At 71.7% G+C, this 16,690-nt stretch carries 14 protein-coding genes; 7 read left to right on the plus strand and 7 right to left on the minus strand.

The genetic code is table 11. The features are described 5' to 3' along the window. The first annotated feature begins 35 nt into the window (after positions 1-35). Positions 36-839 carry a DeoR/GlpR family DNA-binding transcription regulator gene (locus tag ACIQNU_RS10890; RefSeq protein WP_401363996.1) on the plus strand — a complete coding sequence of 268 codons (804 nt, stop codon included), beginning with the start codon at positions 36-38 and terminating at the stop codon, positions 837-839. Here ACIQNU_RS10890 and ACIQNU_RS10895 read toward each other — a convergent pair. From ACIQNU_RS10895 to ACIQNU_RS10910, 4 genes are read right to left on the minus strand one after another with little or no spacing between them, the layout of a single operon-like run. Next, a complete protein-coding gene (locus ACIQNU_RS10895; protein ID WP_401363999.1) occupies positions 836-2,122 on the minus strand; it encodes a type III PLP-dependent enzyme in 1,287 nt (428 codons plus the stop codon). The genes ACIQNU_RS10890 and ACIQNU_RS10895 overlap by 4 nt on opposite strands. Beyond that, entirely contained in the window at positions 2,119-3,933 is a 1,815-nt protein-coding gene (locus ACIQNU_RS10900; protein WP_401364002.1) for an IucA/IucC family protein, read from the minus strand. Before ACIQNU_RS10900 ends, ACIQNU_RS10895 begins: the two co-directional genes overlap by 4 nt. Before the next feature lie 7 nt (positions 3,934-3,940). Beyond that, positions 3,941-5,719, minus strand: a complete 1,779-nt coding sequence (locus ACIQNU_RS10905) for an IucA/IucC family protein (RefSeq protein ID WP_401364005.1) — start codon at positions 5,717-5,719, stop codon at positions 3,941-3,943. Further along, on the minus strand, positions 5,716-6,936 hold the full coding sequence (locus ACIQNU_RS10910) for an acetyl-CoA carboxylase biotin carboxylase subunit family protein (protein ID WP_401364007.1): 1,221 nt from the start codon (positions 6,934-6,936) through the stop codon (positions 5,716-5,718). Before ACIQNU_RS10910 ends, ACIQNU_RS10905 begins: the two co-directional genes overlap by 4 nt. A gap of 169 nt (positions 6,937-7,105) precedes the next feature. On the opposite strand from ACIQNU_RS10910, the gene ACIQNU_RS10915 reads away from it, so the two are divergent. Together ACIQNU_RS10915 and ACIQNU_RS10920 are read left to right on the plus strand one after the other, a co-directional pair. Then, complete coding sequence (locus ACIQNU_RS10915; protein ID WP_401364009.1) at positions 7,106-7,969, plus strand: (2Fe-2S)-binding protein; 864 nt, start codon at positions 7,106-7,108, stop codon at positions 7,967-7,969. Positions 7,970-8,049: 80 nt separating this feature from the next. After that, positions 8,050-8,235: a hypothetical protein gene (locus ACIQNU_RS10920; protein WP_401364012.1), complete on the plus strand. Its 186-nt coding sequence runs from the start codon at positions 8,050-8,052 to the stop codon at positions 8,233-8,235. Positions 8,236-8,284: 49 nt separating this feature from the next. Here ACIQNU_RS10920 and ACIQNU_RS10925 read toward each other — a convergent pair whose 3' ends face one another. Beyond that, a complete protein-coding gene (locus ACIQNU_RS10925; RefSeq protein WP_401364014.1) occupies positions 8,285-8,827 on the minus strand; it encodes a hypothetical protein in 543 nt (180 codons plus the stop codon). 183 nt (positions 8,828-9,010) lie between these two features. Between ACIQNU_RS10925 and ACIQNU_RS10930 the strand changes: the two genes are divergently transcribed. Continuing rightward, a complete protein-coding gene (locus ACIQNU_RS10930) occupies positions 9,011-10,657 on the plus strand; it encodes an MFS transporter (protein WP_401364016.1) in 1,647 nt (548 codons plus the stop codon). Between the two features lie 35 nt (positions 10,658-10,692). On the opposite strand, the gene ACIQNU_RS10935 is transcribed toward ACIQNU_RS10930, so the two are convergent. Both ACIQNU_RS10935 and ACIQNU_RS10940 read right to left on the minus strand, forming a co-directional pair. After that, on the minus strand, positions 10,693-11,088 hold the full coding sequence (locus ACIQNU_RS10935) for a nitroreductase/quinone reductase family protein (protein WP_401364019.1): 396 nt from the start codon (positions 11,086-11,088) through the stop codon (positions 10,693-10,695). A gap of 60 nt (positions 11,089-11,148) precedes the next feature. Continuing rightward, positions 11,149-11,904, minus strand: a complete 756-nt coding sequence (locus ACIQNU_RS10940) for a hypothetical protein (protein ID WP_401364261.1) — start codon at positions 11,902-11,904, stop codon at positions 11,149-11,151. A 404-nt stretch (positions 11,905-12,308) separates the two neighbouring features. Here ACIQNU_RS10940 and ACIQNU_RS10945 point away from each other — a divergent pair, with 404 nt between their 5' ends. The 3 genes from ACIQNU_RS10945 to ACIQNU_RS10955 all read left to right on the plus strand — a co-directional run bounded on the left by ACIQNU_RS10945 (position 12,309) and on the right by ACIQNU_RS10955 (position 16,647). After that, positions 12,309-13,346 (plus strand): alpha/beta fold hydrolase, encoded by a 1,038-nt coding sequence (locus tag ACIQNU_RS10945; RefSeq protein WP_401364022.1) that lies wholly within the window; start codon positions 12,309-12,311, stop codon positions 13,344-13,346. A 153-nt stretch (positions 13,347-13,499) separates the two neighbouring features. Continuing rightward, the gene (locus ACIQNU_RS10950) at positions 13,500-14,687 is read left to right on the plus strand and encodes an ROK family protein (RefSeq protein ID WP_401364025.1); all 1,188 of its coding nucleotides are present in this window, start codon (positions 13,500-13,502) and stop codon (positions 14,685-14,687) included. 112 nt (positions 14,688-14,799) lie between these two features. Next, positions 14,800-16,647, plus strand: coding sequence for an alpha-galactosidase D (locus tag ACIQNU_RS10955; protein ID WP_401364028.1), 1,848 nt, complete (start codon positions 14,800-14,802; stop codon positions 16,645-16,647). Positions 16,648-16,690 lie beyond the last annotated feature (43 nt).

Raw genomic sequence — 16,690 nt, forward strand, 5'->3', positions numbered from 1 at the left:
CAGCGGACCAACAGAGGACTGAGGACAGAGGACTGATGTCTGCCATCGGATCCAAGGCCCGGCGCGACCGTATCGTCCACCTGGCCACCACCACCGGTCTCGCCAGTGTGGAGGAGCTTTCCCAGCTGTTCGGTGTCACCGCGTCCACCATCCGCCGTGACCTCGCGAAGCTCACCACCGACGGCCAACTCGCCCGCACCTACGGCGGAGCCATGGCGCTGGCCGCGCACCCCGAGGCGTCGCTCAGGCAGCGCACCGGCGAGGCGTTCGAGGCCAAGCAGGCCATCGCACGCTGGGCGGCGGCGGAGGTCAGGCCGGGGGAGACGCTGCTGCTGGACGCGGGTTCCACCGTCGGCGCGCTCGCCCATGAGCTGCGTACGGCGGAGGACGTGACCGTGGTGACCACGGGGCTCACGGCCCTTCAGGAGCTGTCCGACGTCGAGTCGGTGCACGTCGAATGCCTCGGCGGCACACTGCGCCCGCTCAGCCAGGGCTTCGTCGGACCGCTCACCGAGGCCGCCCTGGAGCGCCTGACGTTCGACAGGCTCTTCCTGGGCACGGACGGGGTCTCGCCCGAACACGGCATCTGCGAGGCCGACTTGAGACAGACGCGCCTCAAGGAACTCATGGCCCGACGCGCCGACCGGGTGTACGTCCTGGCGCACGCGGCCAAGCTGGGCCGCCGCCCGTTCCACACCTGGACCCCGCTCCGGCCGGACTGGACGCTGGTGACCGACGACGGAGCGGATCCCCGCATCGTCGAGGAACTGCGGGCGCGCGGGATCACCGTCGTCCAGGCCCCGGCGGAGACACACGGCGCCCATCGGAGAGCGGACTAAGGTCTTTCGCTCGGGGCAGGCCCGGGGCTTGCTTGAGGAGGGGTCCCGGTCGCGCCCAGGAAGTGGAAGCCCGGCCGGGGATGCATCAGGAAGTCGTGGTGGGAGATGTTCCACGCGTACGCCCCCGCCAGCGCGAACAGCACCCGGTCCCCGGCCCGCAGCCCGGCCGCCGGCACACCCCGTGCCAGTACGTCCTTCGGCGTGCACAACTGACCGGCGAGCGTGACCCGTTCCCGTACCGCCGGGGGCCGTGGCCACGGGTGCGGCCAGGGTTCCACGGGCAGGACCGCGCACGGCTGGTCGTGGCCCTTCGTCGCCGGGGTCCGCAGATGATGCGTACCGCCCCGGACGATCGCGAAGTCCTCGCCGTGGCTGCGCTTCACATCCAGCACCTCGGTCGCGTACCAGCCGCAGTACGCGGTGAGGGCGCGGCCCGGTTCGATGCGGAGGGTCAACCCCGGGTACCGGGCGGCGAGTTCGGCGAGACCGGTGCCGTACGCCACCCAGTCGAACCGCGCGCCGGGGCGGGCGTAGTCGACGGTCATACCGCCTCCGATGTCGACCTCGCGGATCTCCCTCCCGTGCCGCCGACCGAGAGCGGCGGCCCAGCTCACCACGGAGGCGGCGACCTCCAGCAGACCGGGGGCGTCGAGTCCGCTCACCAGATGGGCGTGGACACCCTGCCACTCCAGGTGCGGGAAGGTTCCATCGGTGAGGAGCCGTACGACCTCGTCCGCCTCGGACGGATCCAGGCCGAACGGGGTCGGCCGGCCGCCCATGGTCAGTGACCCGCTGTCCAGGGCGCGCCCGGCCACCGGCAGGTTGAAGCGGAGCAGTACACCGACGGGCGCCGCCGCGCCACCGGACGGGCGACGGACACGGGACGCGAGATGCCCGAGCATCCGCAGCTCGTACGCGCTCTCCACATGGAACCGGTGCACCCCCCGCTCCAGCCCCGCCGTCACCTCGGCCGGCGTCTTCCCGGGCCCACCGAACGCCAGCGGACGATCCGTCACCGCCTCGGCCACATGGGCGAGTTCGCCACCGGATGCCACCTCGAAGCCGTCCACGAAAGGTGCCAGCGCGGTGAGGACCGCCGGCTCCGGATTCGCCTTGGCCGCGTAGTACACCTCGACGCCCCGGGGGAGCGCGGAGCGTACCGATGCCATGTGGTCGCGCAGGGCGTCGAGGTCGTACAGGTACGCGGGCAGGTCCTCCGGGCCGAGGGACAGCGCGTGCTCACGGACCTGGGAGGTGACCGGCACACGGGACGGGTCGCTCATCGGACGCTCCACCCGGCAGCGTCGGACCCGGTGTCCGCGAGGGGCGACGGCAGCCGCACGTACTCCGCGTCCCGGTCCGCCGAACGCTCCCAGCGGGCCAGCAGATTGGCCTTCGCGGGCAGCGGTACGCCCGCGAGGAGGGTCCGCAGCCGGGGCGGGCAGCCGTGCTCGCGCCCGTACTCCTGGAGCGTGTCGCGCAGCCGCTCCCACAGGGCGCGTTCGAGGGACGGACGCAGATCGGCGAGCGCCGCCAGCAGCTCCGCCGCGTGGTTCACCACCAGGCAGTACACGACCCGGTCCCAGCCGCGCCGGGCGTCGTACGTCAGCGGGCCCGCCACCTCCGGCGGCAGCGAGCGGAGCGCGTCGGCGTGCGGTCCCGGCAGCAGCTTGGTGCCTTCCAGATCGCGGAAGACGACCTGCGCGGGCCGCCCGTCGTCGTCCACGCAGACCACGACGTTCTGAAGGTGCGGTTCGAGGACGATGCCATGGTCGAAGTAGGCCGCGAGAACCGGCGGCACGAGCAGCCGCAGATACCGGGTCCACCAGCGCAGGACGTCCTCGGGCCCGGCGCCCGCGAGGAGCCGGGACACATGGGCCGGACCGGTCGCGTACTCGTCGGCGACGGCGGCGGCCAGCAGCGGGGTCGTGCCGGGCCGCACACGCCGGGCGAGCCCGTCGCGGACGATCACGCCGAAGCCCTCCAGGAGCGCCGGGTCGGGGCGCCCGTCGGGTCCGGCGACGGCGAGGCTCCGGTAGGCGGGCTCCCGCAGGACCGCCGTACCGGGGAAACGGGCCGCGAGATCCGCGAAGGCCGGGGCGAGCAGCCGGGTGAGCGCGACGGCACCGGACAGTTCGTACGAGGCGTTCTTGCGGAGGCAGTTGGTGATCCGGACATTGAGGCTGAACTTGAGGAAGGCGTCCTCCGCCGGGCTCCTCCCCGCCGGGTTCTTCCCCGCCGGGGCGGAGCCGGTGTGGACGGTGCGTACGGACGCCGTCGGGGTGACGGGGGTGCGGCCGGGGCCCAGGTCCAGGACGTCGCGCCGGTCCAGCGCGGCCCTCAACCCCGGGTGCCCGGCGAGGAGTTCGTACTGCCAGGGGTGGGCGGGCAGCAGCCGGTAGCCGTCGGGCACGGGGTGCAGCCGGTCGAGCGGTTCGGCGGCGCCGGGTCCCGCGCACTCCTGGGCCACGCACTCCTCGCGTACGGCGAGCATCCGCAGCGGGAACGACGCCCCGGCTTCCGGCGCGTACGCCGCCCAGCGGACCGGGTCACCGCTGTGCGCCTTGGGCGTCGGGTGGAAACGGTGGCCGAGGACGAGGGACTGCTCGGACGTGAGATAGGCGGCGAGCCGGTCGTCCGCGCCCCGCCCAGGTCCGCCCACCGGACCGCTGTCGGCTCTGGGCAGCGCCAGCGCCGCCGCGACCCCGCGATGGCTGGCCGCGACCTGGTCGAGGAATTCGTCGTTGCCGACGCCCGTGCGCAGGGACAGTTCGTCCCGCACATGGGCGGCGAGACGGGACCAGCCGACCTCGGTCCAGTCGTCGCCGTCCCCGTCGGCGCGCTGTTCGCTGACGGGCCCGGTGAAGCGCGGGGAGCCGAGGAGCGAGGTGCGGCGCAGCGCCACGCGCAGCAGGACGCCGCGGCGCGGCAGCCGCAGCAGCAGGTGGTCGCCGACGACGGCGGTCTGCCGCTCGGGCGCCGACACCTCGCGCAGCAGACAGTTGAGGAGGGTGTGGGCCACCGCCAGGTCGGCGGTGGGCAGGGCCGAGAGCGGTGCCGGGGCGTACGGCGAACCGGAGAGTGTGCTGGCCATCGGCGGGTCACGCACCTCGCAGAAGATAGTTGGGACCGGTGGTGTAGTGCTTGTTGATGTCCGACGCGCCCGAACGCTCCTTGGTGAGCAGGGTGCCCGCCGTCACCATCGCCTTGACGGGCAGGCGTTCCGCGTCGAGGACGCGTGTCCGCAGGACGGCGCCCGGCTGACCCGGGCGCGTCCCCAGCCGTTCGACGGCCGCGCCGAGCCGGTCGCGTATCAGCCCGAGCAGCCGGCCGAGCGGGGCGTGGCCGTGCCGGGCGAGGGCGAACGCGTAGGCGCCCGCGCAGAGATGGACGGTGATCGTGGTGAACAGGTCGGCCACCGGGCCGTCGTCGGTGCGCGGGATGCGCGCGTCGTCGAAGTCGGCGAGCCCCGGCGGCTCGGGACCCAGCCGCGCCGTCAGCCGGACGGTGTTGATCCGGGGGCCGTCGTTGTCCTTGAACAGCAGCCGCAGCGGCGGTCGTCCGGGGCGGTCGTCCAGGACGAGGGAGATGTTCTGCTGGTGCGACTCCAGGGCGATCCCGTAGCCGAAGAGAGTGGTCTGCCAGTCGAAGAGGAGGGTGAGTACGGCGTCGAGGAGGGCGAGCGGGTCGCCGCCGTGGAAGCGGTCGGCCAGCCGGTCGATGACCAGGCGCCCACCCTGTGTGGGGTCCGGGCTCAGGAGCGCCGCCATGGGGACGGTGACCGTGCCGTCGAGGCCGCTCGGACAGCGGCGCCGCAGGACGGCCAGGAGTTCATGATCCGCGTGGGCGAAGGACGTCTCGTCGGCGAGCAGGACCGTGTCCCGGAAGCGACCCTCGCGGGCGAGTACGGCGGTGAGCAGCCGCTGACAGGCGGCACCGTCGCGCAGGGTTCCCGGCTTGACCGTCCGCAGGTTCAGACGGCCCAACGTCGAGGTCATGAGCGGCAGCTTCAGATGCGTTCCGGGTGTGCCGGAGAGCGCCACGGTCCGCATCGACAGCGTGGGGACGACCTCCGCGTACGCCCGTTCGGCGAGGACCGCCCGCCCTTCGAGTCCCTTGTCGCGCAGAAGATCCCGCAGACGTGGGCGGACGGTGAGGGGATGGACGGGAAGGGTGACGTGGGTGCTGTCGAGCGGGGACGGGAGCCCGAGCGTGGACGGGCTCGGCCACCCGTCCGGCACGGGACCCTGATCGGTCACCGATTCGCGGGGCAGGGCGAGCCAGCGCAGCCGGAAACGAGGATGGAACTCGGGTGCATATGCACGGAGTTGTGTCTCCGTGATGCCCGTGCGGGTGCGGCCGGTCGGATGGACCGGGTGGTCGAGGCGGGCGGCGAGGGTGTCGAAGGCGAGGGAGGCGACGGGTCCCGTCCAGCCGGCCGGATCCTCGCCGTAGCGGGCGGCGAGGCGGGCGGTCACCGTGTGCTGGGTCGCGCGGTGCAGCCGCAGCGTGTCGGCGGCCTGGCGGCACTCGTCGGCGTACGCGGCGAATCCGGCGCGGTCCTCGGGGTCGGCCTGCTCGGTCAAGGCGGCCAGGACGGAGTCGACGGTGGTGAGATCCGTCCCGTCGGAAGCACGCCGTAACAGGGGCAGGCGTGCCGTGAACTCGCCCTGGAATCCGTCCCGTTCGACGGGGAGGAGCAGCGCGCCACCGTGCGCGGCGGGCAGGCTCAGCCAGCTCCCGTCGGGTGCCTCGACGGTCTCGGTACGGGTACGGAGACCGGCGACGTCCTCGCGGAGCAGTGCGCCCAGCACGCGCCGCAGGAGGAGTCCGTCGGTGGGGGCGTCCGTCTCGCCCCGGGGCTCGCCGGTGACCGTCACGGGGTGATCTCCCACCGCTGAGTGGCACGGAAGTCCGCCACGGCCCGGTCCACGGATCCCTGGTCGGGGCCGGTCGCCCGGATGACGCCGAGGAGGTCACGGTTCGTGTGATGCAGTTCGTGCCACTCGCCTGTCTCCCGCAACGGACGGTACGTCAAAGTCACGCCGCCCACGGCGAGTTCGACCGGTCCGGGCGCCTGGGTGAGAGTGCCCGATGTCCGTGCGTACGGATAGTCGAGCACCGCCGCTCCGCCCCTGCGCGCACCCAGGTCCGCGGGCAGGGCCTCGCCCAGATGGACGCGCAGGATGTGTGCGAAGAGGGGGATGCCCAGCAGGTCGGCGAGCAGGAGGTCGCACTGGTCGCCGATGGCCCGGTAGTTCACCTCCACGATCCGGGCGCGTCCCGTGGCATCGACGACGAACTCGGTGTGGCAGGCGCCGAACCCCACACCCAGGGCGGCGAGTTGGCCGAGCACCTGGGTCACGACCGGCTCGGGATGGGCGGGCACGAAGGTCAGCCGCTCCTCGATGAAGTACGGCGGCGGCGACAGCTCCGTGCGGAAACCGCCGAGCACATGCAGGACCCGGCCGTCGCCCAGGGTCTCCAAGGTGTGCAGCCCGCCCTCCAGGAACTCCTCCACGACCAGCGCCTCGCCCGGTCGCCGCCCCTGGATCTCCGCGCACCGCGCCACCAGCTCACCGGGCTCGTCGACCCGGACCACGTCCTCGCTCGCCACCCCCTCACGTGGTTTGACCACACAGGGGTACGGGAGATCCGCGACGGGGCCGAGTGCGGCGGCGGGATCGGCGCCCGCGGGCACCTCGACCGACCTGACCCGGTCCGACTCCGGTAGCGCGGACGCCAGGTGACGGCGCATCAGCGCCTTGTCCTTCGTCCGCAGCGCGGCCCGCCAGCTCTTCGCCGGGAGCCCGAAGTACGCGGCGGCCAGTGCCGCCTGGGTCTGGAGGTGGTCGCTGTTGGTGAAGACCGCGCCCGGCTCCGCATCGGCCGAGATCAGACGGACGACCGCCCGGAAGTCGCGTACGTCGCACTTCCGCAGATCGACGCCGTCCGGACACCGCTCACGGTGGTCGTCGGGCCGGTCGGTGAGGAGGGTGACGGGGAGGCCGAGGCGGTGCGCGGCGGGGAGGAATCCCTCGGTGACCGAGTCGGTCGGATTCAGGGCGAGCAGGTACAGCCGCTGGTTCGGGAGCACGAGGCGAGAGCTTAGGTTAGGCAAGCCTAATGGTGTCAATTCGACACGACGCGCCCTCGGTTCGACGGGGGAGGGGTGATCGTTAGTAAGGTGAGCCTTGCCTTTCCGGCTCGGGCGGAGCTGTCTGCTCCGTGTTCGGCTTGTTCGTGTTCGTGTTCGAGGAGTACCCGTGTTCCTGGCCCCGGCGCCGGCCCCCGCCGCCCCAGCCGTGAGCTGTTCCACCCTGCTGGCCGCCACCTACCGGCGGCTCGTCGGGCTCTGCCCCGCCCTGGACGTCACCGTCGCGCACCCCGCGTCCACCGTCGGCCAGGGATGGGCCGACAGTGCGGAGCTGGCGTACCGTCAGGAACTCCTCGACGGCTTCCTAGACGCCGAGTCGGCCCGCATCCGGGACCGGTACGCGCACACGGCACGCCCCGACGTCGTCGCGTCCCGTGCCCTGCACGGCTACCTCTGGTCCGCCGCGCTCCTCGTGACCGGCCCGTGGTTCCTGGAGCGGCGCGTGCCGCGCCTGCGGCCCCAGGATGTCCGGGTCAGCCGTACGAGGGACGCGTACGAGATCGTGCCCGGCGGGTTCGCCTGTCTGCCCGACGATCCGGCGGCCGGGCTTCCCGGCGTGCGGGTGCTGCCGGACGAGGCCGCGCTGCGGGCCGAGGTCCGCGCCGCCGTCGCCGACCACGTACGGCCGCTGCTCGCCGCGATCGGCCCCCGGCTGCGGCGCGGCCCCCGCGCCCTGTGGGGCATGGTCGGGGACGACCTCGTCTCCGGTGTCTGGTACCTGGGCCGGATGCTCGGCGACGAAGAGCGCGGTGTGCGGGAGGCCGGGGCGCTGCTGCCGGGGCCGGTGCACCCGTATCCCGGCGGCGCCGACTTCCGCGCCCTCGCGGCGCGCGACGGGCGGCACCATCCGACCCGTACGCGGCTCGGGTGCTGCCTCTACTACACGATCCGCCCGGCCGAGGCGTGCGGCACGTGCCCGAGGGTGTGCGACACGGAACGGCTGCGGCGGATCGAGGGCGCCCGAGAGGCGTGAGGGCGAACGCGCCTGTTCCGGGCGGTCGGTGAGGCATGTGACACAGGTGCAACTCACGTGGTCTTCACATCTACTGACGTATGCTTCACAGCATGTCCACGACTCCAGAGACCGGCGAAGCCCGTACCCCTACCGAGGTCAACGAGGACATCCGGGCTCTGTGGACACGCGCCGGCGGCAGTCTGACCATTGAGCAGCGCCGCGAGTATCAGCGGCTCGTCACCGAGTGGTCGACAGCCCTCAGGTCACGGACCGAAGCCGCGTAAGCGAAGCCGCCTGGTCGAGGGCGCGTCAGCCCGTCCGTCTCGGCCCGCCTCAGCCCGCGTCCGTCAGCGGCACCCCGGGAGCGAACCCGGCCATCGCGGCGGCGAGCCGGTCCCGGTCGAGACGCCAGCCGCTCACCGGCCGTGACAGCGCCACGACATCGGCGGGAAGATGCGGCACCAGCGCACGCAACGTCGCGCGGGCGACGCTGCCCCGGGCAGCTCCGGGTACGGGCGCCGCGTCCGCCCGCAGCGCCAGTCCCACATAGGGAATCGAGGCCGCCGTGTGCTGCCGCCAGCAGACGACGGCCTGGATGTCCGACCACGGCACCTGTGCGGTCGTCGCCTTGTAGCGCACCGGATTGCCGCCGAGAAGCACACCGTTCGCGTCGATCCGGAACGCGACCTTGCGGCTGAACGCCGCGTACGCCATGAACAGGCCGCCGCCACCGAACAGCAGCAGCCCCACGATCCGCAGCGCGAGCGGCGCGACCGGCGGCACCAGACACGCGGTGAAGACGGCGCACACGACCACGATCCCGGTCGTCCTGCGATCCCACCCGTACCGCGCCTCGTACGCATGCACCGGCGTCACCCTGTGAACTCTCTGTGAAACATGGCCTGATCATGGCAAGCGCCGGGGGTGAGGGGAAGGGCCGGTGCCGCATGAACCTCTCGTCTATTTGCACAATGGTGAGCAACAAATTAATCTGCACAGAGATGTGCAAGAACGCGGACTGACCCTCCGCGCGCTCCCACCCGCGAAGGAACTGGCCCGATGCCACTGATCGTCACCACACCCGTCGACCGGATGAGCGGCCCGTACGCACGGCGCTGGTGGGCGCTGGCCGTGCTCTGCCTGAGCCTGCTGATCATCGTCATGGCGAACACCTCGCTGATCGTCGCGGCCCCCGACATGACCCGTGACCTGGGTTTGAGCAGTAGCGACCTGCAATGGGTGATCGATGGCTACACCGTCCCGTACGCGGCCCTGATGCTCGTGCTCGGCGCGATCGGCGACAAGTACAGCCGCCGCGGCGCCCTCGTCACCGGGCTGATCGTCTTCGGTGCCGGATCCGTGCTGGGCAGCCTCGTCGACGAGACGGCGCTGGTCATCACCGCGCGCGCCGTCATGGGCCTCGGCGCGGCCGTGATCATGCCTGCCACCCTCTCGCTGCTGGTGGCGACCTTCCCGCGCGGCGAACGCGGCAAGGCGATCACCGTCTGGACCGCCACCTCGGGACTCGCCATCGCCCTCGGCCCCCTGGTCGCCGGCTGGCTCCTGGAGGACCACACCTGGGGCTCCACCTTCCTGATCAACATCCCCTTCGTCGTCATCGCCCTCGCCGGCGCCCTGCTGCTCGTCCCGCCGTCCAAGGCCGAAGGGCTCGGCCGGCTGGACTACGGCGGCGGCCTGCTCTCGATCGTCTCGATCGGCGCCCTGGTGTACGCGATCATCGAAGGCCCGCACTTCGGCTGGGGCGCGGGTCCCGTCACCGCCGCCGTGGTCGCCGTCGTCGGCATGCTCCTGTTCGTCCTGTGGGAACTGCGCCACCCGCAGCCCATGCTGGACGTCCGCAAGTTCAGGATCCGCCCGTTCAGCGGCTCGATGATCGCGGTGCTGTTCTTCTTCTTCGGCACCTTCGGATCCATCTACTACGCGACCCAGCACCTCCAATTCGTCCTCGGCTACGGCCCGTTGGACACCGGCGTACGGCTGCTGCCCCTCGCGGGCGCCGTCTTCGTGGGCGCCGCCGTCACCGGCCGCCTCACCCCGAAGCTCGGCATCAAGGCGATGATCGTCACCGGCATGGCCATCGGAACCGCCGGCGTCCTCCTGCTCACGCGCATCGACCAGGGCTCCACCTACGGCGACTTCCTCGCCCCGCTGCTGCTCCTGGGCGTCGCCATCGGCCTGAGCGTCTCGCCCGCCACCGACACGATCATGGGCTCGTTCCCGGAGAACGAACTCGGCGTCGGCGGCGGCGCCAACGACACCGCCCTGGAACTCGGCGGCTCACTCGGCATCGCGGTCCTCGGCTCCCTCCTCGGCACCACGTACCGCGACGAACTCGCCGACCTGGTCGGCGGCAAGCTCCCCGCCGCGGCCCTCGACACCGCGCAGGACTCCGTCGGCGGCGGCCTCGCCGTCGCCCAGCGCATCGCCCAGGACCCCGCGGGCGGCCCCGCCCAGGCCCAGGCCCTGATCAGCGCCGTCCACGAGTCCTTCGCCACGGCCGTCTCCCACACCAGCCTCATCGGCGGCGTCATCATGGGAGCGGGAGCCCTGATCGTCCTGACGGTCCTCCCGAACCACCGCAAGCGCCCCGCGCCCACCACCACGAAGAACCCCGCGCTCATTACCACGAACACCGCCGCCGAAGCCACGGCACGACCGGGACCGGAGCACACGGACGCGATCTGAGGGCCCCGGCGGGCACCGGTCACCCGGAGCCGGGTTCAGTCGGTGAGGTCGACCCGGATGGTCAGGAGGTTGGTGCCGAACGCCTGGACCGCCGCGCTGTTGTAGCGGGGGAGTGTCCTGAGGCGGGCGCGGGCGTCGTCCTCGGGGAGCGGGTGGGCCGTGCCGGTGTGCCAGGTGCCCCGGATACGGACCCGGACCCTCGGGTCGGCCCGGATGTTGCGTACGTACTGCGACTTGTCGCCGTACTCGGACACGAACCAGAAGACGTTCCCCTCGCGGCGCCCGCCCACCGGGGTGCGGCGCGGGAGTCCGGACGACCGCCCGACCGTCTCCACCAGGATCTGGCCCGGCAACCGCCGCGACACCGGATTGGCGACCCACCGCTGAACCGTCGTGACCACCCGGAACTTGACCTCACCCAAGCGCGACACCGCACTTCTCCTGTCCGCCGTCCGACATCGACCAAATCATCGACTACGTCATCAACTCCCTCATCGTGTCAGTGATTTCCGGTCGCCCATCACCACGACCGGCTGCATTTCCGGGTCCAGGAGGCGGAGCAGTTCTTCCATGTCTTCCAGGGGGAGGGACACGCAGGCGCGGGTCGGGCCTCCGTGGTCGACGTGGAGCCAGATGCCGCCGCCCTTTCCGTCGCCGAGCGGGCGTCGCTTGTCGAGAGGGGTCGTGCCGGGTACGCGGTTGTAGTCGATGGCGATGACGTAGTCGAAGGAGCCTTCCAGCGATTCGCCCATGAATCCGGTGCCGGAGTCCGCGAATTCCTGGTCCATGTCGTACGGGAGCTTCGTTCCCGGGTTCGGCAGCCGGCCGCCCGAGTCGCGCAGCCCGAAGACCCCGATCGGGCTGCGCAGGTCGTCCGCGCGATGGTCGTGCGTCCAGCCGTTCTTGGCGTTGTGCGCGGGCCAGGGACCGCCCTCGGCGCGCCAGGTGCCGTTGGCGTCGCGCTGGTGCAGGACGACCGATGCCTTGTTGGCGTCCTTTCCCTCGCCCGTGACGACCAGCACCTGCCGTGTCGTGTCCGGGATGCGCCCACGCGTTGCCGGGCCGATGCCGTGGATTCCCAGCGGATGCTTGTCCCCGGCCGCCCGGCCCGCCTGCGCCTGAGGTCCCGCGTGTCCCTGTGGCGCCGGCGCGTGCGAGGGGGACGCACCGCGCGTACCGGCGCCGGACAGCGGGGTGCCGGAGCAGCCGGCGAGCAGGAATCCGGCGCAGGAGACCGAGGCGAGCATGCGGAGAGCGGCGGGGCGGAGAGCGGTAGCGCTGAGTGGCACGTCCTGGGCCTTCCGGTCGGGATCGTGGGCGGGAAGCGGCGGAACTGGGCGGGGCTGCGGCACTGGTGGGAGCGGGTGGGAGCAGGCGGGAGCGGGCGTGGAGGCTGTCCGAGGCGTACGGGTGTCGATCATCATTAGTGTGACCTATATGCACGGGAATTCCGGGAATGTCGCGATGTCATTCCCGGATTCACCCCACCGCGCGGGTGCCGTTTGCCGGATCGGCAACGAATCTGTGCGGCGCGCGGCGCGATGACGGATGCTCGCCTTGATCGTCCGTTCCGCCGGAGTGCCACGCCGACGCGCTGTGCCGACGCGCGACGCCGATGCGACGCACTACGCCGATGTACCAGGAGACCGCGATGACGCAGCCCCCGCGCCCCCACCCGCCGACCCCCGCCACCGCCCCCGCGGAACACCAGGCCACCGGCGAGCCGGTGCACCGACTGGTGGACGTCCCCGGCGGACGCATCCACCTCGTGGAACAGGGCACCGGCCCCCTGGTCCTGCTCGTCCACGGCTTCCCCGAGTCCTGGCGCTCCTGGCGCCACCTGCTGCCGGCCCTCGCCGCCGCGGGGCACCGCGCCGTCGCCATCGACGTACGCGGATACGGCCGCTCTTCGAAGCCGGACGCCGTCGAGGAGTACCGGATGCTCGCGCACGTCGCGGACAACGTGGCCGTCGTCCGCGCACTCGGCGAGGAGACCGCGACCGTCGTCGGCCACGACTGGGGCTCCACCATCGCCGCCAACTCCGCCCTGCTGAGGCCGGACGTCTTCACCGCCGTCGGCCTGCTCGGTGTCCCGTACCAGCCGCGTGGCGGCCCCCGGCCGACGGACATCTTCTCGATGATCGGCGGCCCCGACGAGTTCTACGTCAGCTACTTCCAGCGGCCCGGACGTGCCGAGGCCGAGATCGAGGCCGACATCCGCGGCTGGCTGGCCGGGTTCTACGCCAGCCTGGACGGTAAGACGGGTGTGCCCGAGGACGGAGACAGCCCCTTCTTCATCCCGGCCGGCGCGAAGATGTCCGACCGGTTCGTGCGCGGCGCCCGGCCCGACTGGCTCACCGATGACGAACTCGACGCCATCGCCGAGGAGTTCGAGCGCACGGGATTCACCGGCGCGCTCAACCGCTACCGCAACGCCGACCGCGACTGGGAGGACCTGGCCGCCTGGGACGGCGCACCGATCCGGCAGCCCTCGCTGTTCATCGGCGGGCAGCGCGACGCGTCGACCACCTGGCTCGCCGACGCCATCGCCGCCTTCCCCACCACCCTCCCCGGCCTCACCGCATCCCACCTCCTCGAAGGCTGCGGACACTGGCTCCAGGAGGAACGCCCCGACGAGGTCGCCCGGATTCTGATCGCGTGGCTGGGTGGCGGTGGGGTGGCCGGGTAGCGTGTACGTGCCTGAGCGCACATGCCTTTGAGTACATGGTCAAGTGCCCTCATAAACCTTGCTGTTAAGGGTGATGAGGGATCTCAACCCCTCTTCCGGTGAACTCTGCTTTTTTCATTGACAGCGGAAAATAAGCACCTTAGGTTCCCGGCCATGCGCTCGACCCCGCGTACCGAGGCGTTCCCGGCCCCGCTGCCCACCGCCGCCCAGATCTTCACCACCGTGCTGTCCCAAGGGCCCCTCACCCGGACGGAGTTGGCCCGGCGGACCGCGCTGTCCCCGGCCGCCATCACCAAGGCGGTCCGGCCGCTGATCGAGGCGGGCTACCTCGTCGAGGACGTGGACGAGGAGGCCCGCCGCTCCCTCGGGCGGCCCGCCAACCCGGTACGGGTCGACGGGGGCAGGGCGCTGTTCCTCGGGGTCAAGGTCACCGGCGACGAGATCATCGCCGTCCTCACCGACCTCTGCTGCCGCGTCCGGACCGCCCGCCATGTCCCGCTCGCGGCACGCGACCCGAAGACGGTCCTTGCCGCGCTCGGCGACCTCGTACAGGAACTCCTCGCGGAGGCCGACGGGTTCGGTGTGCGGGTCGAGGGCCTGGGCGTCGCCGTCTCCGGTGACGTGGACCGGCCCGGTGGGACGGTGCGCTACTCACCGTTCCTCGAATGGCGCGACGTCGCCCTCGCCGAACTCGTCGGCATGACGACCGGGCTGCCGGTCACCGTCGACAACGACGTACGGGCCCTGACCATCGCCGAGCAGTGGTTCGGCGCCGGTGTCGGAGTCTCCGACTTCGCCCTGGTCACCGTGGGCGCGGGCATCGGCTGCGGACTCGTTGTCAACGGGCAGGTCGTGTCCGGGATGTTCGGCGTCGCCGGCGAACTCGGCCATGTGTCCATCGACCCGAACGGGCCCCTCTGCCACTGCGGGAACCGGGGCTGCGTCGAGGCGATGGCCGCGGACTCCGCGATCCTCCGCGACGTCCGCGAGGCCACCGGGCTCCCGGTGCCGGACACCACGACGGCCCTGGAACTCGCCCACCGCGGCGACCCCGGCGCCCGAGCCGTCTACGCCCGCGCCGGCCAGGCCATCGGCCGCGCCATCGGCGCCGTCGTCAACCTCCTCGGACCCGAACGCGTGATCATCTCCGGCGAGGGCCTGGTCGCGTACGACCTCTTCGCCGACCAGATCCGCACGGAGTTCGCCGCTTCCGCCTTCGCCACCGCTGCCCAGTGCGATGTGAAGACCCGCCCGCTGCCCTTCGAACAGTGGGCGCGGGGAGCCGCCGCCACCGCCATCCAGTCCTTCATCCGGTCCGACACCTTCCAGAAGGGACGCTGACGGCACCGCGCGCCCCGGCCGCCCCCCATCCCGAGTCGCACCGCAACACCCCGCACCGAGTTCCGAGCCGCCCGACCCCTCGTACCTCACCCTGACGACAGGAGGTCCGACCATGCGGTCGTCCCTGCACCCCGCAGCCCCCGCACGCCCCGGCCGCCGAGCCCTCAGAACCGTCCTCGGCCTGGCCCTCATGGCCGGCATAGTCACCGCCGTCCCGACCGCCCAAGCGGTCACTCCCGCCGCCCCCACGGCACCGACCGCCCCCGCCACCGCTTCCACCACCGCCCTCGCCGCCAAGCCCTACATGGGCTGGACCAGTTGGAGCATGCAGTCGTCGAAGTACCCGGGGCTCAACCCGGACGGCGACTACAGCTACCTCACCGAGAAGAACGTCCTCCTTCAGGCCGACGCCCTGGCGAAACGCCTCAAGCCCTTCGGCTACGAGTACGTCAACATCGACGCCGGCTGGTGGCGCGACAACGACTGGAAGCCCGAATTCGACGCGCACGGCCGGCAGACCGCCGACCCGGTCCGCTTCCCGCGCGGGATGAAGCCCGTCGCCGACGACCTCCACGCCAAGGGACTCAAGGCCGGTATCTATCTGCCCGTCGGCCTGGAGAAGGAGGCGTACGGCGGGGGCAAGGTGCCCCTGTGGAACGCCGGTGATTGCACCACCGGCGACATCGTCCACGGCGACCTGCGCACCACCAACGGCTGGGACAGCTCGTACAAGATCGACTTCAGCCGTCCGTGCGCGCAGAAGTACATCGACTCGCAGGCCCGCATGATCGCCGACTGGGGCTACGACTTCCTCAAGCTGGACGGGGTCGGGCCCGGCTCCGGCAAGAGCGGTGACCAGTACGACAACGTCGCCGACGTCGCCGCCTGGCAGAAGGCCATCGCCGCGACCGGGCGCCCCCTCCACCTGGAGGTGTCCTGGTCCCTCGACATCGGCCGGGTCGCCGACTGGAAGAAGTACACCAACGGCTGGCGTATCGACACCGATGTGGAGTGCTACTGCAACACGCTCGTCAGTTGGGAGAACTCGGTGGACGACCGCTGGGACGACGCGCCCGGCTGGACGCGCCACGCCGGTCCCGGCGGCTGGAACGACCTCGACTCGCTGAACGTCGGCAACGGTCAGATGGACGGACTCACCAAGGCGGAGCGGCAGAGCTACGCCACCCTGTGGGCCATCGCCAAGTCCCCGCTCTACACCGGGGACGACCTCACCCGGCTCGACTCCTACGGCCTGTCCCTGCTGACCAACCGTGAGGTCATCGCCGTCAACCAGGGCGCCACACCGCCCGCGCGGCCCGTCACGCCCTCGGGTGCCCAGCAGGTGTGGGGCGCCAAGAACGCCGACGGCAGCTACACCGTCGCCCTGTTCAACCTCGGTGACGCGCCCGCCGCCGTCACCGCCGACTGGTCGTCCTTCGGCTTCACCGGCAAGGCCGCCGTCCGTGACCTGTGGAACCGCGAGAGCCTCGGCACGTACACCGACAAGGTCACCCAGGCGCTGCCCGCGCACGGCTCCCGCCTGTTCACCGTCACGCCGAAGGGCCCGGCGGTGCAGTTGACGGGCTACGAGGCGGAGGCGCCGGCCAACACCCTCAGCGGCAACGCGTCCCTCGCGAACTGCGACGCCTGCTCCGGCGCCCGCAAGGTCGGCAACCTCTACCTCGGCGGGAAACTCCAGTTCAACGAGGTCGTGGTGAACAAGGCGGGCCGCTATGTGGTCCAGGTGGCCTACGTCAGCGGTGACGCCCGCCCGGTCGCCGTGTCCGCCAACGGCAACGGCGCCACCACCCACAAGTTCCCGTCCACCGGGGACTGGGGCACCGTCGAGACCGTCGGCGTACCGGTCACCCTCAAGGCGGGATCCAACACCGTCACCTTCGACAGCGGCTCCGGCTACGCGCCCGACATCGACCGTATCGACGTACCCAAGCTGCCCTGACCCGAGGCCGACCCCGGCCCTGATCCGCGCCCCGGGGCCCGGC

The sequence above is a fragment of the Streptomyces sp. NPDC091292 genome (assembly GCF_044757265.1).
In the GTDB taxonomy this organism is placed as follows: domain Bacteria; phylum Actinomycetota; class Actinomycetes; order Streptomycetales; family Streptomycetaceae; genus Streptomyces.

Bases quoted from the DNA above. Each gene is read 5' to 3' on its own strand.
- ACIQNU_RS10955 (WP_401364028.1), top strand. From the start codon at position 14,800: ATGCGGTCGTCCCTGCACCCCGCAGCCCCCGCACGCCCCGGCCGCCGA.
- ACIQNU_RS10950 (WP_401364025.1), top strand. From the start codon at position 13,500: ATGCGCTCGACCCCGCGTACCGAGGCGTTCCCGGCCCCGCTGCCCACC.
- ACIQNU_RS10890 (WP_401363996.1), top strand. From the start codon at position 36: ATGTCTGCCATCGGATCCAAGGCCCGGCGCGACCGTATCGTCCACCTG.
- ACIQNU_RS10895 (WP_401363999.1), bottom strand. From the start codon at position 2,122: ATGAGCGACCCGTCCCGTGTGCCGGTCACCTCCCAGGTCCGTGAGCAC.
- ACIQNU_RS10920 (WP_401364012.1), top strand. From the start codon at position 8,050: ATGCTTCACAGCATGTCCACGACTCCAGAGACCGGCGAAGCCCGTACC.
- ACIQNU_RS10940 (WP_401364261.1), bottom strand. From the start codon at position 11,904: ATGCTCGCCTCGGTCTCCTGCGCCGGATTCCTGCTCGCCGGCTGCTCC.
- ACIQNU_RS10930 (WP_401364016.1), top strand. From the start codon at position 9,011: ATGCCACTGATCGTCACCACACCCGTCGACCGGATGAGCGGCCCGTAC.
- ACIQNU_RS10900 (WP_401364002.1), bottom strand. From the start codon at position 3,933: ATGGCCAGCACACTCTCCGGTTCGCCGTACGCCCCGGCACCGCTCTCG.
- ACIQNU_RS10945 (WP_401364022.1), top strand. From the start codon at position 12,309: ATGACGCAGCCCCCGCGCCCCCACCCGCCGACCCCCGCCACCGCCCCC.